This window comes from Erythrobacter sp. THAF29 (genome assembly GCF_009363635.1).
In the GTDB taxonomy this organism is placed as follows: domain Bacteria; phylum Pseudomonadota; class Alphaproteobacteria; order Sphingomonadales; family Sphingomonadaceae; genus Erythrobacter.
The window spans coordinates 2,399,205-2,417,191 of sequence record NZ_CP045392.1; the positions used below are offsets into that span (position 1 = coordinate 2,399,205).

General features: G+C 60.6%; 18 protein-coding genes. 11 read left to right on the plus strand and 7 right to left on the minus strand.

Annotated features, from left to right (window positions below; all coding sequences use genetic code 11):
- The 5 genes from FIU90_RS11595 to dapA all read right to left on the minus strand — a co-directional run bounded on the left by FIU90_RS11595 (window position 1) and on the right by dapA (window position 6,360).
- Entirely contained in the window at window positions 1-1,506 is a 1,506-nt protein-coding gene (locus FIU90_RS11595; RefSeq protein ID WP_234029505.1) for a DUF4139 domain-containing protein, read from the minus strand.
- Window positions 1,507-1,616: 110 nt separating this feature from the next.
- Window positions 1,617-4,061, minus strand: coding sequence for a response regulator (locus FIU90_RS11600; RefSeq protein WP_152435821.1), 2,445 nt, complete (start codon window positions 4,059-4,061; stop codon window positions 1,617-1,619).
- A gap of 124 nt (window positions 4,062-4,185) precedes the next feature.
- The gene (locus tag FIU90_RS11605; RefSeq protein WP_234029506.1) at window positions 4,186-4,740 is read right to left on the minus strand and encodes a DUF2062 domain-containing protein; all 555 of its coding nucleotides are present in this window, start codon (window positions 4,738-4,740) and stop codon (window positions 4,186-4,188) included.
- A gap of 190 nt (window positions 4,741-4,930) precedes the next feature.
- The gene (smpB, locus tag FIU90_RS11610; protein ID WP_152435823.1) at window positions 4,931-5,413 is read right to left on the minus strand and encodes an SsrA-binding protein SmpB; all 483 of its coding nucleotides are present in this window, start codon (window positions 5,411-5,413) and stop codon (window positions 4,931-4,933) included.
- 59 nt (window positions 5,414-5,472) lie between these two features.
- Window positions 5,473-6,360: a 4-hydroxy-tetrahydrodipicolinate synthase gene (dapA, locus tag FIU90_RS11615; RefSeq protein ID WP_152434911.1), complete on the minus strand. Its 888-nt coding sequence runs from the start codon at window positions 6,358-6,360 to the stop codon at window positions 5,473-5,475.
- A 101-nt stretch (window positions 6,361-6,461) separates the two neighbouring features.
- Between dapA and FIU90_RS11620 the strand changes: the two genes are divergently transcribed.
- The 10 genes from FIU90_RS11620 to FIU90_RS11665 all read left to right on the plus strand — a co-directional run bounded on the left by FIU90_RS11620 (window position 6,462) and on the right by FIU90_RS11665 (window position 14,845).
- Window positions 6,462-8,426 (plus strand): lytic transglycosylase domain-containing protein, encoded by a 1,965-nt coding sequence (locus tag FIU90_RS11620; RefSeq protein ID WP_234029507.1) that lies wholly within the window; start codon window positions 6,462-6,464, stop codon window positions 8,424-8,426.
- Window positions 8,427-8,435: 9 nt separating this feature from the next.
- On the plus strand, window positions 8,436-8,918 hold the full coding sequence (gene greB, locus FIU90_RS11625; RefSeq protein ID WP_152434912.1) for a transcription elongation factor GreB: 483 nt from the start codon (window positions 8,436-8,438) through the stop codon (window positions 8,916-8,918).
- Complete coding sequence (locus FIU90_RS11630) at window positions 8,911-9,372, plus strand: hypothetical protein (RefSeq protein WP_152434914.1); 462 nt, start codon at window positions 8,911-8,913, stop codon at window positions 9,370-9,372. The genes greB and FIU90_RS11630 overlap by 8 nt, the downstream gene beginning before the upstream one ends.
- A 45-nt stretch (window positions 9,373-9,417) precedes the next feature.
- Window positions 9,418-10,665 carry a 23S rRNA (adenine(2503)-C(2))-methyltransferase RlmN gene (gene rlmN / locus FIU90_RS11635; RefSeq protein ID WP_152434916.1) on the plus strand — a complete coding sequence of 416 codons (1,248 nt, stop codon included), beginning with the start codon at window positions 9,418-9,420 and terminating at the stop codon, window positions 10,663-10,665.
- Window positions 10,662-11,255 (plus strand): bifunctional 2-polyprenyl-6-hydroxyphenol methylase/3-demethylubiquinol 3-O-methyltransferase UbiG, encoded by a 594-nt coding sequence (locus FIU90_RS11640; RefSeq protein ID WP_152434917.1) that lies wholly within the window; start codon window positions 10,662-10,664, stop codon window positions 11,253-11,255. Before rlmN ends, FIU90_RS11640 begins: the two co-directional genes overlap by 4 nt.
- The gene (locus tag FIU90_RS11645) at window positions 11,252-11,902 is read left to right on the plus strand and encodes an MOSC domain-containing protein (RefSeq protein ID WP_152434919.1); all 651 of its coding nucleotides are present in this window, start codon (window positions 11,252-11,254) and stop codon (window positions 11,900-11,902) included. The genes FIU90_RS11640 and FIU90_RS11645 overlap by 4 nt, the downstream gene beginning before the upstream one ends.
- A gap of 133 nt (window positions 11,903-12,035) precedes the next feature.
- Window positions 12,036-12,539: a glycine zipper 2TM domain-containing protein gene (locus FIU90_RS11650; protein WP_152434921.1), complete on the plus strand. Its 504-nt coding sequence runs from the start codon at window positions 12,036-12,038 to the stop codon at window positions 12,537-12,539.
- 110 nt (window positions 12,540-12,649) lie between these two features.
- Window positions 12,650-13,426: an SDR family oxidoreductase gene (locus FIU90_RS11655; RefSeq protein WP_152434923.1), complete on the plus strand. Its 777-nt coding sequence runs from the start codon at window positions 12,650-12,652 to the stop codon at window positions 13,424-13,426.
- Window positions 13,423-14,103, plus strand: a complete 681-nt coding sequence (locus FIU90_RS11660) for a cytochrome b/b6 domain-containing protein (protein WP_152434924.1) — start codon at window positions 13,423-13,425, stop codon at window positions 14,101-14,103. Before FIU90_RS11655 ends, FIU90_RS11660 begins: the two co-directional genes overlap by 4 nt.
- Entirely contained in the window at window positions 14,096-14,845 is a 750-nt protein-coding gene (locus FIU90_RS11665) for a molybdopterin-dependent oxidoreductase (protein WP_152434925.1), read from the plus strand. The genes FIU90_RS11660 and FIU90_RS11665 overlap by 8 nt, the downstream gene beginning before the upstream one ends.
- A 6-nt stretch (window positions 14,846-14,851) precedes the next feature.
- Here FIU90_RS11665 and FIU90_RS11670 read toward each other — a convergent pair whose 3' ends face one another.
- Window positions 14,852-15,292, minus strand: coding sequence for a DUF1801 domain-containing protein (locus tag FIU90_RS11670; RefSeq protein ID WP_152434926.1), 441 nt, complete (start codon window positions 15,290-15,292; stop codon window positions 14,852-14,854).
- 86 nt (window positions 15,293-15,378) lie between these two features.
- On the opposite strand from FIU90_RS11670, the gene FIU90_RS11675 reads away from it, so the two are divergent.
- Window positions 15,379-16,626 carry a class I SAM-dependent methyltransferase gene (locus tag FIU90_RS11675; protein ID WP_152434927.1) on the plus strand — a complete coding sequence of 416 codons (1,248 nt, stop codon included), beginning with the start codon at window positions 15,379-15,381 and terminating at the stop codon, window positions 16,624-16,626.
- On the opposite strand, the gene FIU90_RS11680 is transcribed toward FIU90_RS11675, so the two are convergent.
- Entirely contained in the window at window positions 16,615-17,982 is a 1,368-nt protein-coding gene (locus FIU90_RS11680) for an acyltransferase (RefSeq protein WP_152434928.1), read from the minus strand. The two genes, FIU90_RS11675 and FIU90_RS11680, sit on opposite strands and share 12 nt — an antisense overlap.
- Window positions 17,983-17,987: the final 5 nt, after the last annotated feature.

Below are 17,987 nucleotides of genomic sequence, written 5' to 3' on the forward strand. Positions count from 1 at the left end.
TCAGTAGCGGGTATCGAATGTGACCCGGATGGTGCGTTCGCCTTCGGCAGGCACCGGCACCACCCACTTGCGGCGGTCGAAATTCATCTGTTCGCCGACGATATCCTCGCTCACGATGCGGTAGTCCCACGCCCACCAATAACGATTAAGCCCCGCCTGCGTTAGCTCGACCTCGACCGGCTCATTCTTCGCGTTGGTGATCTTGTAGCGCATGACCGTGCGATAGTAGCGCTTGGGATATTCCGTCTCGACCTGGCGGACGACTTCGCCATCCTCAATAACGCGATAGCGGACCGACTTCTCCCACTCGTCCGTTGTAATGCGCCTGCGGTCTTCGACCTCAGCCTGCACCGTAATGTCGAAAGCATCTCCAGTCGCGAGCGTCAGTTCGCTCCCCATCGGCGTGTGACCGATCGAGTTCTCGCCGATGAATTGTGGCGTGCCCTGGCTGTCCCGTTGGTAAAACCGCACAGTGCCAGCAGGGAGTGCTTCGCCCAGCCCCTGGTCGCGCGAGGAAGAGAAGGCGATCGCACTCGTCACATTGACAGGATTGCTGTCATTGGTGAGCCAATTGACTTGCCGTTCATAGACCTTGCGCGCCGGTACGCCTTGCACGTCGAGAAAACTCACCTGCTTCGTCTGTGCGTTGGCGATCGTGGTTCGACCATCGATCGGATAGAGGTAAAAGTCGCCCAGCCGTTCGCGGTCGGTACTTTCTGTCCCGGGCGTGATTTGCCCGCGACTGCTGCCGAAGCCGCGCGCTCCGCCGCGATTGGGATTGCCCGCAACGAGCAGAGTGTTGGCGCGATGGAAAGTCGTTCCGGTGTTGTTGGTGAGTGTGACCCAACCCTGCATGTCGATCGTACCGCCCGCCTCGTTGTAGAGCGCGACATAATCGGCAGCCCATCCGAGTCCGCCGGATAAGTAGCGTAGCGAGACGGGGCGCGAGCCGGCGCGGCTGCTGTCGATATTGACCGAAAGCGTCGGACGCGCGCGAAGGTTGGGTGGCACGCGGTCGAAAATGACGCGCACGGGCAAGCCGTCGTCGCGAAGCACCTCGATCCGGTTGCCTATTCGAACCACAACACCGCCTGCGGTGGAGAGAACGGTTGCCCGCTCGCGCGTCTCGACCCCGGTGGCGGGATTGGTGCGCAGCAGGGTTACAGTCTGCCCGATCGCCTTCTCCATCAGCTTGGTTGGCGTGAGGAGATCGAAGTCGAAGTTCTGCTCGATGATGGTCGTGTTAGCCGCATAGAAGCTCAGCGTCTGGGGACGGATGCTCGCCGAAACATCGGGAAATTCGACCCGGCTGCGGCCGTTCGCGATGTCGATTTGGCGGACGTCCTGCACCAGTGCGAGGTTGCTGTTGTAGATCGTGACCGACACATCACCTTGCGCAGATTCATCCGCATCGGGTGCGCCTTGCGAAGCGGCACTCGCCGATATGAGCGCGGTCGCGCTCAACGCCACGACCTTCATCGAACGCACGAAAGTTTCGGTTTTCATGGACTTACCCTCCCCGCAGACCCTCACACCGTGCACACGATAGCGCGCGATGCAATATCCTCGATGAACGAAATCACCGGAACGCGTTCATTTCGGGAAAAGGGGTGGTCCTATGCCGGATCCTGCTTCGCCGAGGCTTCGCGCATAACACTGCCGACCTTGTCGCTGATTTCCGAGACGCTGAAGGGCTTGGCGATAAAGTGCATGTCGGGAATATCGATATCCTTGCGCAGCTGCTCTTCGGCATATCCTGACATAAACAGGACGGGAATGTCCGGACGCGCCTTGCGGATTTCCCGCACCATTGCGGGGCCATCCATCCCGGGCATGACCACATCGCTTACCACGAGGTCGAATGCGCCGCCCTCCTGGATAGCGGTGAGGCCTTCCTCGCCGCCAGGGCATGCGGTCACTTCATAACCCGCGCGCGAAAGCGCCCGCTCGGCTACGGCGCGGACCATATCCTCGTCTTCGACCAAGAGAACCTTACCGCCAACCGACCAGTCGGAAGAAACCGGCGCGGGGGCCTCGCGCCGCTTGGGTACTTCGCCGCGATGGACGGGGAAATACACGGTGAACCGTGCTCCGACAGGCAGGCCGTGCGCGTCGGTCACATTGTCGGCGAAGATGAAGCCACCAGATTGTTTGACGATACCGTAGGCGGTTGAAAGTCCGAGCCCTGTCCCCTTGCCCTGCTCCTTTGTTGTGAAGAATGGCTCGAAAAGCTTGGGCAATACCTGCGGAGGGATTCCGCCGCCGGTATCCTGCACGATGAGTACGGTGTAATCGGCTGCCGGCAAGATTTCCGACCCCAGTTTCATGACCTCTTTCGCCTGCAGACTTCGCGTAAGCAGCGAAATGCGCCCTTCGCCCCGGCCATTCGATTGGATTGCATCGCGCGCGTTCACGGCGAGGTTCATGATGACCTGCTCTAACTGCTGAGGATCCGCACGCACTGCGCCGAGGTCACGATCGTGCTGGACAAAGTAAGAGATTTTCTCGCCGAGCAGCCGTTTGATGAGCGGGCTGACTTCACTCACCACGTCAGGCAATTGCAGGATTTCAGGCCTCAGCGTCTGTTGCCGCGAGAAGGCGAGCAATTGTCTCGTCAAAGATGCTGCGCGATTCGAGTTTGCGCGGATCTGCTGGATGTCGTCATAGTCACTGTCGCCGGGGGTATGCCGCAGCAGCATCAGGTCGCATGTGCCGATGATTGCTGTGAGCACGTTGTTGAAATCGTGCGCCACACCGCCTGCGAGTTGGCCCACCGCCTGCATCTTGGTTGCCTGCGCAACCTGCCGCTTGAGCTGCGTCTCTTCCGAGGAATCGGTGAGGCTGAGTAAGACCGCCGCTTCGCCAAGGCCGCGAACGCCAGCAAGGCCGAGCGATACCGACTCGTCGGGCTGCGAGGATAGCCGAACCGGAATATCGCCGCTCGTGGCAGGGCCGCGTCCGTGCCGACGAACTGCATCTGAAAGCGCTGCCTTGTCCTCGCGCACCACGAGATCAGTCGGAAAGGCCGGAAGCCCGGTGCCCTCGCGGTTGACCGAACGCAGGAAAGCCTCGTTGCCGAAGAGAAAACGACCGTCGCGGTCGGTCATGGCAAGGCCGAGCGGCAACTGGCCAAGCAGCGCTTCAAGCTGCGCGACGCCCGCCTGCGAGGAGCCGTCCCAGCCGCTGCCGATTCCTACACCGCTGTCGATCAGGAGCATCAAAGTCGCATTGCTATCGGGTCCGACATCGCGCGCGACAAGCGGGTCGAGCAGCGGCACATCGACCAGTGTTTGCGGCGTGCCCCCGCGCCCTTCCCGAGCAAAGAAGATACGGTCGCGGTCATCCGTGCGAAGGAAAGAGACGAAATCCTGTCCGGCAAGGGTTGCTGATGCGTCGCCTGCCGCACGTTCGGCGAACCCGGCGCTGACTTGTCGCACAATTCCGCTCGCCGTTGTAATCGCGGACTCGATCCCAGCCCGGCTAAGCATCCGCCCGAACGGACCGCCAAGGTCGAGATCGTCCATCGATTCCGCCTCTTCGCGAGTTACGCGCTTGAAGTGCCAAATCAGATGGTCATCACCCCGCCCCGCTCGTCTTGCCGAAACACTCCAAGTTTCGACCGAGGATGTGCTCTCAACCTCCTCCAGCGTGGCCTGCCCGTCGCGCCATGCCTCACGGGCCACCCGGGTCATCGCTTCGAGCCCTGCGCGTTCGAGCGGCAGGGCAGGCGGAGCGCTTCCAGCGCCGAAGGCCTCGATGAATGCGGAATTTGCGCACACAAGGCGATTGGCCCGGTCGGTAATTGCAACCGGGTCGCCAGCCGCGCCGTGTTGATCTTCGATGGCAGCGACGGTGACCGACCAATCCGGCGCAGCGATCGCAGCTTCTTCCGGCTCTGTCCGTATCCGGTCGAAAGCGAAAACTCCCGCGAGTAGCACCGCGACCCCGAGCGCGAAGGTAAGCGTGATGAGAAGATCGGACGTCGCTGCGAAGACCAGGAGTGCGCTAAGCACAAGCGCGCCGCCGAGTGTCCCCAGCAAGACCGGGGCATTACCAGCCAAAAGCGCCGAACCGGCGTTGCCTCTGCTATCGCTCGAAATGTCGTTGAAGCTGCTCAAGCGAAAACAATCCCGTGTTCTAGATGGCAATAAGAAGCAGGCACACCCATCGAGAGCGCGCGCAACGCTAGTTGGCCTTGAGCCTCTGGTCGAGCCGCGCTTCCATCTTTTTCAGCCGTTTTGCCCGCCTGCGTGCAACCACGAAGCGCCAAACCGCGCTTGCGATCAGATATCCGATCGAAGCGGATACGACTGCCAAGACGAAAAATCCCACGACCGTCACGCCCGCCACTTCGAACGCGTCGATGATCCACTGCCAAGCGCCGCTTTTAAGCTGTTCGTTTGCAATGCCCGAGGTTGCCGCATCGATCTGGAGGATGAAGTTGCCGACACGATTTGCCAGCACTGCCCAGAATGCGATCGTGAACGGATTCGTGACGAATGTGACAAGCGCAGCGAGCGGCACATTCGCGCGCGATGGCAGGGCGAGAAATGCAGCAAGAAAAATCTGGCCAACCGGGATGATAAAAGCCGAGAAAAGGCCGAGCGCCACGCCGCGCGGGACGCTGCGACGGGTAAAACGCCAGAGTTCGGGGCTCAGGAACCGGTGTGCGATCGGCGCAAGATACCTGTTACGCGCCATCTCTTCACGCGTGGGCATGTACTTGCGGATGGTGTCCATCGCCCATGTTTTTGAGCCAGAAGAGAAGTTGCGCCAGAATGTCATGACTGACAGCAGTCTGTGAGCGCGGAGCCGCGCGCGCGCAAGTCATTCTCGCCGAGGTACTGGCCCAGTTCCATGAATGTCCATATGGGTAGCCTTGACCCAGTGACCAGAGGCTGAATTCACGCTGTCGGAAATGTATCGAGGTTCAGCCTCGTTCGCGCATCAGCCGCGCCTTGTCGCGCTTCCAATCGCGCTCCTTGATCGTCTGGCGCTTGTCGTGCGCCTGCTTGCCCTTGGCGAGCGCCAGCTCGACCTTTGCCCGGCCCTGACCATTGAAATAGATCGACAATGGAACGAGCGTCATTCCCTTGCGCTCCACTGCGCCGAAGAGCTTGTTGATCTCGCGGGAGTTGAGCAACAGCTTGCGCGGGCGGCGCGGCTCGTGGTTCAGCCGATTGCCATGGCTGTATTCGGGAATGTTCGAGTTGATCAGCCAGACCTCTCCGTCCTTCACCTCGGCATAGCTCTCCGCGATGGTAGCCTCGCCCGCGCGAAGCGCCTTCACCTCGGTGCCCTGGAGGGCGATGCCGGCCTCGTACTTGTCCTCGATATGGTAATCGAAGCGCGCGCGTCGGTTCTCCGCGACGACCTTCTGCTTGTCGAACTCTTTGGGTTTGGGCTTTGCCATGGTGGCCGCGAGATAGGCGCTCACGATCAATTAGCAAAGGCCGCTGAACGCGGCGCCCTTCAGCCGTCGAGAATTCCGGCGTGAACGAGCGCATCGTCGACCGCCTTGCGCGAGGCCTCGCTCGCATTGCACAGCGGAAGGCGCACATCGGGTTCGAACCAGTCGTGCACGCGGCTGAGCGCATATTTGACCGGAGCCGGACTCGCGTCCGAAAACATGGCGTAATGAAGCGGGAAAAGCCGGTCGTTCAGTTCGCGAGCTTTCTTGAGATCATTGGCGGCAATCGCTTCGTGGAATTCGGCGCAAAGTGCGGGCGCGACATTCGCAGTGACCGAGATTGCCCCCCTGCCCCCGGCGGCGGCGTGCGGCAGCCATAGCTCGTCATTGCCTGAAAGCTGGCAAAACTCGCGCCCGATCCCCATGCGATGGTCGGCGACCCGTGACAGGTCGCCGCTGGCATCCTTGATGGCGACAATCCGATCTGGATACTTGCGCACGAGTGCGACTACCGTTTCATCTTCAATATCGGTGACCGTGCGGCTCGGCACATTATAGAGCACGATTGGGAGCTTAGTGTTCTCGGCGAGATAGCTGAAATGCGCCATCAGCCCTTCTTGGCTCGGCCGGTTGTAATACGGCGCGACGCACAGCCCTGCCGCCGCCCCTGCCTTCTTCGCGAAGGTCATGTGAAGCGCAGCGTTCATGGTATCGTTCGACCCGCATCCCGCAATCACCGGCACTCGCCCAGCAGCCTGTTCGATGCAGACCTCGATAACGCGATGGTGCTCGGCATTCGAAAGGGTCGAAGCCTCTCCCGTCGTCCCGCATGGAACGAGCGCCGCGCTGCCGTTTTCTATTTGCCAGTCGACGAGTTTGCGAAAGGCGGCCTCGTCAAACGATCCGTCGCGAAAAGGAGTCGCCAGAGCCGGAATTGAACCGCTGAACATTGTCTTTATTCCCGCTTCTACCAATTACCAATTCAACAGGGGGCATGCATCGACGCGATGGTCGCCTCCGTTCAGCGCCTGATAAGGAGCCGATTGCCACGATGTCCAGCATGCTTCGTCAATTGCGAAAATCCCCCGTTCTTCTCGCGGCCATTGCGGCCACCGGTTTCACAGCATCCCCCGCATCAGCCATGGCAGAGGCGCAGGGCGATGCGCGTGGTTCCAGCATGCTGGCGCGTCAGCCTTCCTCGATTGGCGGAGCGCTCGCCCAGTGGGAGCGTTTGCAGGCCGATCGCGAGCTCGGATTTTCCGATTACGCCGGTTTTGTCCTGCGCTATCCCGATTTTCCACGCACTGAGCTGCTTCGGATTCGCGCCGAGAACACGCTTGAAAACGAAACCCCTAGCCAAGCCGAAGTGCTCCACTTCTTCGACGCTTATCCGCCACTGACGAATCGCGGGCGCGCGCTCTACGCGCTGTCGCTCGCAGGCGCCGGGCGAGATGGCGCGGCGGAAATGGCACGCCAGGCATGGCGCGGCGGGACGATGAGCGGCCCTGCCGAAGTCTACCTGCTAAGCCTATATGGCAACCAATTCACCAAGGAAGATCATGCAGCGCGAATGAATGCGTTGCTCTGGCAGCAGAATGCAGAGGCTGCTGAACGGCATATGATCAACCTCGCTCCACAGGACCGCCCGATGGCCATGGCGCGACTTGCGCTGCTCCGTGGTTCGACCCCTAGCGAAGCGGGCCTGACCATCCCGCCGAATGCAATGCGCGATGCGGGCTACATCTTCAATCTTGTGAATCACTATCGCGCCAAGCGGGAAACGAACAATGCGATCCGTCTCCTAGCAACGCGACCTTCGGTAGAGGCGCCCGCCTTCGATCCGGAAGAAATGCTCGGCGATATCCTTGCCGTAGCGAAGGCCGCCAATGCAGCCGACACAGTCCGTATTGTCAGCCGGATTGACGACCTGTTCGAGCCGGGAACGGATATCTCGCAGGGCTCATTCCGCCTTCGGGATCGGTACACAGATCTCATGTGGATGGGCGGGACCAACGCGCTCTGGCGTCAGTCTGATGGCGCCCGTGCTGCATCCATGTTCGAGCGATATGGCAAGGCGGCACGTTCGCCGCTGACGCGCGCGAAAGGATTTTACTGGGCCGGGCGTGCTTCCCGTCAAGCAGGCAATGAAGACCAGGCTCGCCGCTATTTTGAGATGGCAGCCGAATACCCCCATTACTATTACGGCCAGCTCGCCCTCAATGCGATGGGCAAGCCTATGCCCGAATTCGCTCAGTTGCCCCGCCTCGAGATCGATGCCGCGACCCGCGCCGAATTCGAAGCGCGGCCGATCGTGCAGGCGATCCGCCATATGGCGCAGAACCGCCACGACTGGCGCACAGAGAGGCGGTTCTTCCAGGCGATCGGCGAACAGGCCAAGACGCCGCAGGAACTGATGCTCGTCTATGAATTGGCTACTACCACCGGGCTCGATGAAATGGCGGTGGTTGTCGGAATGGAGGCGAGCGCGAATGGCCTCAAAGGCTTTGAGCGGATCGGCTTTCCGATCGTCGATGTTCCGCGCGTGAACGACTGGACTATGGTGCACGCGATTGCCCGTCAGGAAAGCGAGTTCGACCGCACTCGCAGGAGCCATGCGAACGCCATCGGGATGATGCAATTGCTACGCAGCACTGCGCGTGAAGAAGCCGGAATACTCGGCATCCAGTATCTCAGCGCCAACCTGACAGAAGATCCAAAATACAACATCACTCTTGGTGACGCGCACTTCGCGCGGCGCATGGATCTCTACGGCGGCGCCTACCCGCTTGCGATCGCATCCTACAATGCCGGACCTGGTCGCGTGCGCGAGTGGATTCGCCTCAACGGAGATCCGCGCAGGGGCGACATTGACTGGGTGACATGGATCGAGAAAATCCCGGCCAATTTCGAAACCCGCTATTATGTCATGCGCGTAATCGGAAACGCCGTGACCTATTCCCACATGTACCCGGAAAAAGCGGGAATTCCCCGCACGGTCGATCGTTTTCTGCCATAGAGAGCGATCATGGCGCTAAAGCCGGAACCACCTATAACGCCGCAGGGCATGGCTGCGCTCAAGGCGCGCTACGATCACCTTCTTGGCACCGAGCGTCCCGAGATCGTGGAGATCGTGAGCTGGGCTGCGGGCAATGGCGATCGCTCGGAGAACGGGGACTATCTGTATGGCCGCAAGCGAATGCGGGAAATCGACCGCGAGCTGGGATATCTCGCGCGCCGGATGAAAGTGTTGCGGGTCGTCGATCCATCCAAACAGCCCGACAAGAACCGAGTGTTTTTCGGCGCGACAGTCGAGCTTGCCGACGAACATGACTCAAGAATGGCTGTCACACTTGTCGGAGATGATGAACAGGATGCGAGCGAGCGGCGGATCGGCTGGAATTCTCCCATGGCAAAGGCATTAAGGGGCGCCTCGGTAGGGGATTTGCGCGTGGTGAACCTTCCCAGCGGTGCGAAAGAGTGGGAGGTGATGTCAATCGACTATGCATAGGCTCGCCATCTTTATTGCATTGGCCGCTCTTGCCGCCCCGCTTTCCGCAAAAGACAGCCTCGGTGTCTACTCCAGCTGGGCGGCATTTCGCGATGTCGACACGCCGCGTTGTTATGCCATTGCAAAGCCGCGCGGGCGAAATGCAAGCACCGCTTACTTCAGCATTGCCACGTGGCCGAAGCAAAGAGTTCGCAATCAGGTTCATATCCGGCTTTCACGCGCGCCCTATCAGGGAAGCCGCATTCGCTTGCGGATCGGTCGCACAAACTATGACCTTACAGCGCGGGGCCGCGACGCCTGGGCAAAGGATCCGCAGACCAATGCCGCGATCCTTGCAGCGCTTCGCTCTGCCACCACCATGCGTGTTACCGGCGGCGGACTCTCCGATCGATACGAGCTGTCCGGGGTCGCAACTGCGATGGACGCGGCTGTGGTGGGCTGCAGCGAGCTTTAGCCGACTTTCCAAATGGCGTGCATCGCACTATATGCGCGCTCACTCATGGCAGATACGAACCTCATGGCCATCCCCGGGCAGGTCGACCCGGTTCCCGTCGCGCGTGATATTACGCCGCGCGCCGATGGCCGTATCGATCTGATAGGACTGCCGAAATCGCGCATCCGCGAGCTTTTTGCCGAAGCCGGTCTCGATGCAAAGCAGGCGAAGCTGCGGGCCAAGCAGGTGTTCCACTGGCTTTATCACCGCGGCGTAACCGATTTCGAGGCGATGACCGATATCGCCAAGACAATGCGTCCGTGGCTGGCCGAGCGGTTCGTGATCGGTCGCCCGCATGTCGTTGAAGCCCAGCACTCCACCGACGGAACACGCAAGTGGCTGCTGCAGACCGCCGACGGCCATGATTTCGAGATGGTTTTCATCCCGGATGCCGATCGTGGGACATTGTGCATTTCGAGCCAGGTCGGTTGCACGCTAAATTGCACCTTCTGCCACACAGGCACCATGAGGCTCGTGCGCAATCTCACTCCGGGCGAAATCGTTGGCCAAGTCATGCTTGCGCGCGATGCCCTGGGCGAATGGCCAAAGGGGCGGATGGACGGGCTTGAGGACGACGCAAGCACCGGCCACTACACCGCTGATGGGCGGTTGCTGACCAATATCGTCCTGATGGGCATGGGCGAACCGCTCTATAATTTCGACAACGTCCGCGACGCCATGAACCTCGTGATGGATGGCGACGGATTGGCGCTGTCGAAGCGCCGCATCACGCTTTCGACCAGCGGGGTGGTGCCGATGATGGAGCGCTGCGGCGAGGAAATCGGTGTTAATCTAGCAGTTTCGCTGCATGCGGTGACCAAGCCCGTTCGCGACGAGCTCGTCCCGCTCAATCGCAAATACGGAATTGAAGAGCTGCTACAGGCCTGCGCCGACTATCCCGGTGCCTCGAACGCGCGGCGCATCACCTTCGAATATGTGATGCTCAAGGACAAAAACGATAGCGACGAGGACGCGCGCGAGCTTGTCCGTCTACTCAAGCGGTATGACCTGCCGGCCAAGGTGAACCTCATACCGTTCAATCCGTGGCCGGGAGCAGAATACGAGTGTTCTACGCCGGAACGCATCAGATGTTTTTCCGACATCGTGTTCGAGGGCGGTATCAGCGCGCCGGTTCGAACCCCGCGCGGGCGCGACATCGACGCAGCCTGCGGCCAGCTGAAAACGGCAGCTCAAAAGAAAAGCCGCGCCGAACGCGACCGCGAAGCTGCTGCTGCGGCAGCGGCGAACGCGTGAGCATCGACCCTGCAACCTACGAATTCTACCAGAGCCAAGCGCCGCATTTCTCCTTGAGCACGGCCGTCTCTCACAGCCGACACCTGGATGCATTCCTCGATCGGCTGCGGCCTGGCTCTGATGTGCTCGAACTGGGGTGCGGAGCCGGACGCGACGCTGCTCGTATCGCCGAGCGCGGCTTCGATCTCGACGCGACCGACGGCATTCCCGCGCTCGTTGCAAAGGCGAACGAACGGCACGATATTGGTGCACGGTTGATGCGTTTCGACCAGCTGGATGCCCGGCAAGCTTATGACGCCGTGTGGGCGCATGCGTGCTTGCTCCATTGCCCGCGAGCAGAATTGCCAGCTGTCCTTGAACGCATCTTCAATGCGCTTCGTCCAGGCGGCTTTCACTATGCAAGCTTCAAGCTCGGCTATGGAGAAGGCCGGGACCTGCTGGGGCGGCTACACAATTTCCCCGAAGCACGCTGGGTCCGGCAGACCTACCGCGACACCGGCTTCCGCCAGATCGACGAGGAGATCTTCGCGGGAAAGGGCAGTGACGGTACTCAGCGCGACTGGATCGCAATCACGGTGCGGCGACCATGAAGCTGACAGTCGAAGCAATCTGTACGGGCACCGCGCGGCCGTTTCACGGGGTCGAGACAAGCGCTATTGCCAAGCGCCCACGTGAGGGTATCGTCCAGATTCTCGAAGAGGGTTTCGCTCCCGATGAGCAGGCGGATCGCCGCGTTCATGGCGGGCCGGAGATGGCCATCCATCTTTACCCGCTCGATCACCACGAATTCTGGCGTGAACAGTTCGGGGCGATCAACTTGCTCGACGAACCCGGCGCTTTTGGATCCAACCTTGCGGTGTGCGGTCTCACCGAAAGCGACGTGCATATCGGCGACCGCTTCCGCCTCGGCTCTGCGCTGATCGAAATCAGCCAGCCGCGCCAGCCGTGCTGGAAAATCGAGCGGCGGTTCGAGGACTTTGCCAACAGCAAAGGTATGGTCGCCAAAATCGTTAGTACTGGTCGTTGCGGATGGTACTTCCGCGTGCTGGAGATCGGCCACACCCAGGTTGGCGATACGCTCGAGCGAGTCGAGGTCGGACACGAAGATTGGTCGGTGCTTGAAACCTTCGAGGCTTTGATAGCGGGCAAAGCATCTCACAACGGGCTGGAGCAGCTCGCGAACCTTTCACGACTCGCCCCAAAGCTCCGTGCCAAGGCCAAGGCAAAACTCGGCTAACCCTTCGGCTCGCCGCACATGAAAGTCGGCTCATCCACACAGTCTTCCTTCCAACGGGGCGTTCATCTCCAGTTCTTCTTAAATGAACGAAATCGGGGATCACCCCCTCAAGAGGGTCAGGAAGGATCACGAGATGAAACAGATTGCACTCCTCGCCGCCGCCGGCTCGCTCGCAGCGATGTCCGCTCCGGCATATGCCGCCGACATCGCCCCCATGCCTGGCGCGACGGGAACGGTTTCTACCGTCGAGCTGGCCAGCGTATTCGACACGCTCGAAGAGAATGCGCATCATGCAGATCATGGGCCAAGGTATGATCGTCGCTATGGCCGCCGTTACGACGATCGCTACTACGACGATGACGACTATTACGAGGATCGCTACGACGACCGTCGCAAGCGCTACCACGAACCCCGTCGCATTCGCCGTGGGGATCGCATCTGGCGCGGACGTGACGGCCGCTATTACTGCAAGCGCGGCGACGGCACGACCGGTCTGATCATCGGCGCGGCCGGTGGCGCATTGATCGGTCGCGCGATCGACACACGCGGCGATCGCACGGTTGGTACGCTGCTCGGAGGTGCCATCGGCGCATTGCTTGGACGCGAGATCGACCGCGGCGAACTGCGCTGCCGCTAACCAAACCTCTTTGCAAAGCGATCGGCGCCGTCGGCCCATCTGGTCGGCGGCGCCTTTCGTTTGCGCGTTGCGATTGAACGGAAGCGAACCCGCTGTTACGCCGGTAAGCGATGACCCTGCCTGCAGTCCTGATAACCGGCGGAGCAACCCGGATCGGAGCCGAAATCGCGCGGGGGTTCTCCAATGCAGGCTGGCACGTCGTAATCCACTACAACTCGTCCGCGGAACCCGCCGAGCGGCTGGCAGCAAGCCTGAAATCAGCGGAATCGATACAGTGCGACATCAGCGATGACGATGCGGCGGTTTCGATGATCGAGGAGTTGGCCGGGCGTCTCCCCCATTGGCGGTGCCTAATCAACTCCGCATCGGTTTTTGACTATGACAGTGCAACCAATCTCAACCCGGCAACGAACCGGGAGGCGATGCAAATCAATGCCCTCGCCCCCGCCCGTATGACGCAAGCGTACTTCGCCGGTGCAAAGTGCGCCGCTGGACGCTGCGCGATCCAGGTCACCGATATGAAGATCGCCAATCCCAATCCCGATTTCTTCAGTTACACGATGTCGAAGCACGCGCTGTCATCGACTATCGGGATGTTGGCGAAGAGCCTAGAAGCCAGTGACCGGATTTACGGTATCGCCCCCGGCGCCATTCTCGCCAGTCACGATCAGAGCGAGGAAGAGACGGAGGTTTCGCACCGCCTCAACCTCCTGAGGCGCAAGACCGGGCCTGACGAGATCGTCGCTGCAGCGCTGTTCCTCGCATCGGGCCAATTGCGGAGCGGGGAAACACTGTTCATCGACAGCGGACAGCATCTGCTCGATCAGGATCGGGACGTCATCTGGCTCGCCCGTGAGCAGGTGAAGGACCGCAGAGCCCCGGCATGAAGCGGCACCGTCTCTCGACACGATTGTGGCACTGGATCAATGCGGCAGCGTTGATCGTGCTGTTCATGTCGGGCCTGAATATCTCGAACGCGCATCGCTATCTCTACTGGGGCGATTACGGATTCGATCCGGCCGATGCATGGACCAGCGTGATCCGCTTCCCCGCCTGGGCGACCTTGCCGCAGTATTACGACCTTGCCGCCGCGCGCGATTGGCACAACCTGGGCGCTTGGGTCTTCGGCATCGGGCTGCTGCTTGTTTGGATCGCGATGCTGGCAAATGGACATTTCAGGCAAGATCTGGCGACTTCGCTACGGAATTGGCATCCGCGCGAAATCGTCAAAGAGATGTTCGCGCACTTGCAGGGCAAGTTTGAGCGCCAGGGGGCTAAGTATAACAGTCTCCAGAAGATGACCTATGGCCTGGTATACGGCGTGCTTCTGCCGATGATGGTGTTTACCGGCCTGGCGATCAGTCCGGGCATCGAGCCCGCCGCACCGTGGTTGATCGATATTATGGGAGGGCGGCAATCGGCTCGTAGCCTGCATTTCATTGTCGCATGGGCGCTATTCGCGTTCTTCATGGTGCACATCGTCATGGTGCTGCTTTCAGGCCCAGTGATGCAAATCAAGGCGATGATAACCGGCGGGACGCTTGAGGAGACACGCAATGGCTGACCTTAGACGACGCAGCCTGCTCGCCGGCATCGCAGCGTTTGGCACAGGAGCCTGTGCCAAGCTCGCTGGCAGCGAAACCGGACAGAGCCTGTTTGATACAGCAGAGGACTGGCACCGCGCCGCGCATCGGGCGCTCGCAGGGCGTCAAACGCTCGCGCCCGAATACTCGCTGGAGGACCGCTCGCCGACTTTCAGGGGCAACGGCTCGCTAACTGTCGACACGCCGGAATATCGCGCGGAACTGGCGAACGGGTTTGCGGGATGGCGGATTGCCGTCGGCGGGATGGTCGAGAACCCTCTGATTCTTTCGATGGACGATCTTCGCGCCCTCCCCCAACGCACCCAGATCACCCGGCACGATTGCGTGGAGGGCTGGAGCGCAATCGGCGAGTGGACGGGACCGCAGCTGTCGACCCTGCTCGACGCCGCGCGCATTCGACCCGATGCCAACTTCATAGTCTTCCGCTGCGCCGATGTGCTTTATGGGCGCGACTATTACGAGAGCGTCGACTTGGTCGATGCTTACCACCCGCAGACCATCGTGGCGCATCTGCTCAACGGAGAGCCGATTCCCGAAAAGAACGGCGCGCCGCTGCGCATGAGGATCGAGCGGCAGCTGGGTTACAAGCACGCCAAGTATCTCACGGCCATCGAAGCGGTCGCGAGCCTCAAAGATATCGGCGACGGCAAGGGCGGGTTCTGGGAGGATTACGGCAATTACCAGTGGTATGCCGGGATCTGAGCGACATTACTTGGGCGGATAGATCCGCTGCATCGTCGCCCAATCCTTTGCGATCATTTCCTCGAGAACCTCCAGATCCACATCGGCCAGCTTGTTGATGTAGAGACAGCTCTTGCCTTCGGAATGCTTGCCCAGACGCGAGAGAACCTCGGCACGTTCCTTAGCGGCCAGCTCATCGCAATAGCCGCCCATGAGATAGAGCGAATGCTTTGCCTTGCGGGGGCTGAAACCGCTGCGCATCCAGTGCACATCGCGGCCGCTGGCATAGGTCGTCTCGTATTCGCCGTATCCGATGATCGAAGGGCCCCACATCTTCGGCTCCTCACCCGTCACCTTGCGGAACAGCGCGTCCAGCACCTTTGCGTCTTCCCGTTTTGCCGCAGGTTCAACGTTTGCGATGAACTCCTCCACCGGCACGTCGGTCTGTTTGGTTTTCGCCTCAGCCATGCCCGAAAGCTTAGCCTATGATTGACAGCGGACAAAGCATCGGCATGAAATCGTGACCGAAGCCCGCGACATTGCAAGGGAATTCAATGAGCAAGACCCTACTCGACAAGTTCTTCTCAAACGCCGTCAGGAAAGGGCGTCTTGGCGTGGTGTTCGCCGATGGCAAGGCCAGGACATATGGCGAAGCCGCTGAGGGCTTTCCGGAAGTCGTGATCCGCCTTGCCGATGGCAAGGTACCCCGCGATATTCTGCTCGACCCCCGGCTCGGCGCGGCGGAAGCTTTCATGGACGGCCGGCTGATCATTGAAGAGGGTGACATTATGGCGCTTGCCACCCTCTTGCGCGCGAACGATCCCTGGGAGCGCGGAGGCGATATCGCTGCGCCCAGCCTGCTCCGACGCATCGCCAATCAGGCCGGCTTCGCTGCGGAGAAGCTTAACAATGCCGTCCGTGCGAAGGCCAATGTCGCGCACCACTACGACATCGGGAACAATCTTTACGCGTTGATGCTGGATGAAGAGCATTGGCAGTACAGCTGTGCCTATTGGCCGGAGAGTGTCGAAACGCTGGGCGAAGCGCAGACCGCCAAGCTCGCACACATCGCGGCCAAGCTGGCGATAAAGCCTGCGCAAACCGTGCTCGACATCGGGTGCGGCTGGGGCGGCATGGCGATCTTCCTTGCAAAGCACTACGACGTCCAAGTGACCGGCATCACGCTTTCGGAGCAGCAAGTCGCTCTAGCGCGGGAAAGGGTGGAAAAAGCTGGCGTCGCCGAGCGGGTTAGCATCGAGCTTGTCGACTATCGCGACTTCGCCAGTGCCGGTCGCAAGTTCGATCGAATAGTGTCGGTCGGAATGTTCGAACATGTCGGCCAGCCGCAGTTCGAGACTTTTTTCAAGGCCTGCGCCAACCTGTTGACGGACGATGGCGTAATGCTGCTTCACACCATCGGGCGGTTCGGATCGCCCGGTTCGACCGATGCGTTTACCCGCAAGTACATTTTTCCGGGGGGATATATCCCCGCGCTTTCCGAAACGGTGGAAGCCTCCGAAAAATTCCGCCTCATCGCAACCGACATCGAGACGTTGCGGCTGCACTATGGAAAGACCCTGCGTTGCTGGTACGCCAACTGCATGAAACACAAGGATGCCATCGTCGACATGTACGACGAGCGTTTTTTCCGCATGTGGACATTCTACCTCGCGGGCGCTGCCACCGTCTTCGAATATGGCAGCATGTGCAATTACCAGATCCAGTACGCGCGCAGCCGCCATGCCCTGCCGATCACGCGGGATTACATCGAGGCGGAGGAGAAGCGGCTGCTAGGTGGCTGAGTCTCCTTCCGCCTTACCGCGGGCGAACAGGCCGTAAAGCGGACCGAAGCCGAGCAGCGCCGCCCCCAGAAACGGAAATGCGACGACCCAGAGCCTCACGCCCGTAATCCCTTCGGGGCTGGCGATGCTGATCGCCGCTGTCATGGCAAGACCAATGCAGATCAGGAGAACGCCGAGAGCCACGCGCAATCTGGGCACGGTTCGGCCACCGCGAACCGGGCCGAAGCTCCGCTCGTGACGGGCGAAGATCGCGATCATCGGGAGCAATGCGATGATGTAGAGGGCAAACCAGACCGGCCGCGTCCACCACCACTCGGCAGTGCCGGGATATAGGCCGAGCCCGATGCCGCCGAGCAGCCACGCCGCTACCATCACCAGTACGAAGGCGGTCAGGTGCCAGAGATAGACGGTCATGATCATGCCGTTCATCAGGACCGTGGCGGTCCATAGCGTGAGGTTTTCGAGCATTCGCCGCCCCCACGGCTCGAGCAGGAGGACAAGGCCCGTTTGCGTCATGCCGAGCGCGAGGAGCGCGATGGTAGGCGGCATCGAATTGGTCATTTGCGCACCCGGAACACCGATCATGGCAATCGGATAGGGACCTATCACGGTCAGCAACAAGAGGACCGCAAGACTGGAGACGAACCAGAAAAGGCGATGGCCTGTGCCGCGAAACGCTCCGTCGAGCCAGGCGTAGCCCAATTGGTGAATGCCCACCCAGACAAACAGGAAATTGAGGAAATTGACGTAAGCGACGCCCTTGAAGATCGCCAGCCAATCGATCAGTATCGCCGCCGCCAGGAGCAGGAAGAACGACCGGAATCCGATCCTCCTCCACGCGGCATGCGTCAGCGGTGTGAGCGCCGTCACCAGCAGGTAGACCGCGAGAAACCACACCGGAATCAGCGCGAGCTGCGTCGCCATCCGGACTTGGTCGCGATCCATCCCCGCCTGTGTCATGCCGAGCGCAATCGCCGCCCACAGCAGGAGCACCGGGAATACAGGTGTGATCAGCCGCTGCACCCGGCTTGCGAACCAGTCACGATATATGCCGGTCTGGCCATGCTCGGCCTTGCGCAATTGAGCCCTCCAGCTCACGCCGTTCGAATATCCCCCGACGAGAAAGAATATCGGCATCACCTGAAATCCCCAGGTCAGCCATTGGGTCCACGGCAAGATACCGAGCAAGTGCCCGCCCCGGATTTCGCCCGTTGCATCGATGTAGGGGGCAGCGACAAGCCAGTGCCCGATCACCACCGCAAGGATGGAAAGCGCGCGAAGGAAATCGACCCAGCGATTGCGCTCGGGCGGAGCCATTTGCGCAAGCTCGCGCGCCTTGTCCCACATTTTCAGCATGATAA

Coding starts and splice junctions, on each gene's coding strand:
- FIU90_RS11595 (WP_234029505.1), bottom strand. CDS start 1,506: ATGAAAACCGAAACTTTCGTGCGTTCGATGAAGGTCGTGGCGTTGAGC.
- FIU90_RS11605 (WP_234029506.1), bottom strand. CDS start 4,740: ATGGACACCATCCGCAAGTACATGCCCACGCGTGAAGAGATGGCGCGT.
- smpB (WP_152435823.1), bottom strand. CDS start 5,413: ATGGCAAAGCCCAAACCCAAAGAGTTCGACAAGCAGAAGGTCGTCGCG.
- dapA (WP_152434911.1), bottom strand. CDS start 6,360: ATGTTCAGCGGTTCAATTCCGGCTCTGGCGACTCCTTTTCGCGACGGA.
- FIU90_RS11620 (WP_234029507.1), top strand. CDS start 6,462: ATGTCCAGCATGCTTCGTCAATTGCGAAAATCCCCCGTTCTTCTCGCG.
- greB (WP_152434912.1), top strand. CDS start 8,436: ATGGCGCTAAAGCCGGAACCACCTATAACGCCGCAGGGCATGGCTGCG.
- FIU90_RS11630 (WP_152434914.1), top strand. CDS start 8,911: ATGCATAGGCTCGCCATCTTTATTGCATTGGCCGCTCTTGCCGCCCCG.
- rlmN (WP_152434916.1), top strand. CDS start 9,418: ATGGCAGATACGAACCTCATGGCCATCCCCGGGCAGGTCGACCCGGTT.
- FIU90_RS11645 (WP_152434919.1), top strand. CDS start 11,252: ATGAAGCTGACAGTCGAAGCAATCTGTACGGGCACCGCGCGGCCGTTT.
- FIU90_RS11650 (WP_152434921.1), top strand. CDS start 12,036: ATGAAACAGATTGCACTCCTCGCCGCCGCCGGCTCGCTCGCAGCGATG.
- FIU90_RS11655 (WP_152434923.1), top strand. CDS start 12,650: ATGACCCTGCCTGCAGTCCTGATAACCGGCGGAGCAACCCGGATCGGA.
- FIU90_RS11660 (WP_152434924.1), top strand. CDS start 13,423: ATGAAGCGGCACCGTCTCTCGACACGATTGTGGCACTGGATCAATGCG.
- FIU90_RS11665 (WP_152434925.1), top strand. CDS start 14,096: ATGGCTGACCTTAGACGACGCAGCCTGCTCGCCGGCATCGCAGCGTTT.
- FIU90_RS11670 (WP_152434926.1), bottom strand. CDS start 15,292: ATGGCTGAGGCGAAAACCAAACAGACCGACGTGCCGGTGGAGGAGTTC.
- FIU90_RS11675 (WP_152434927.1), top strand. CDS start 15,379: ATGAGCAAGACCCTACTCGACAAGTTCTTCTCAAACGCCGTCAGGAAA.
- FIU90_RS11680 (WP_152434928.1), bottom strand. CDS start 17,982: ATGCTGAAAATGTGGGACAAGGCGCGCGAGCTTGCGCAAATGGCTCCG.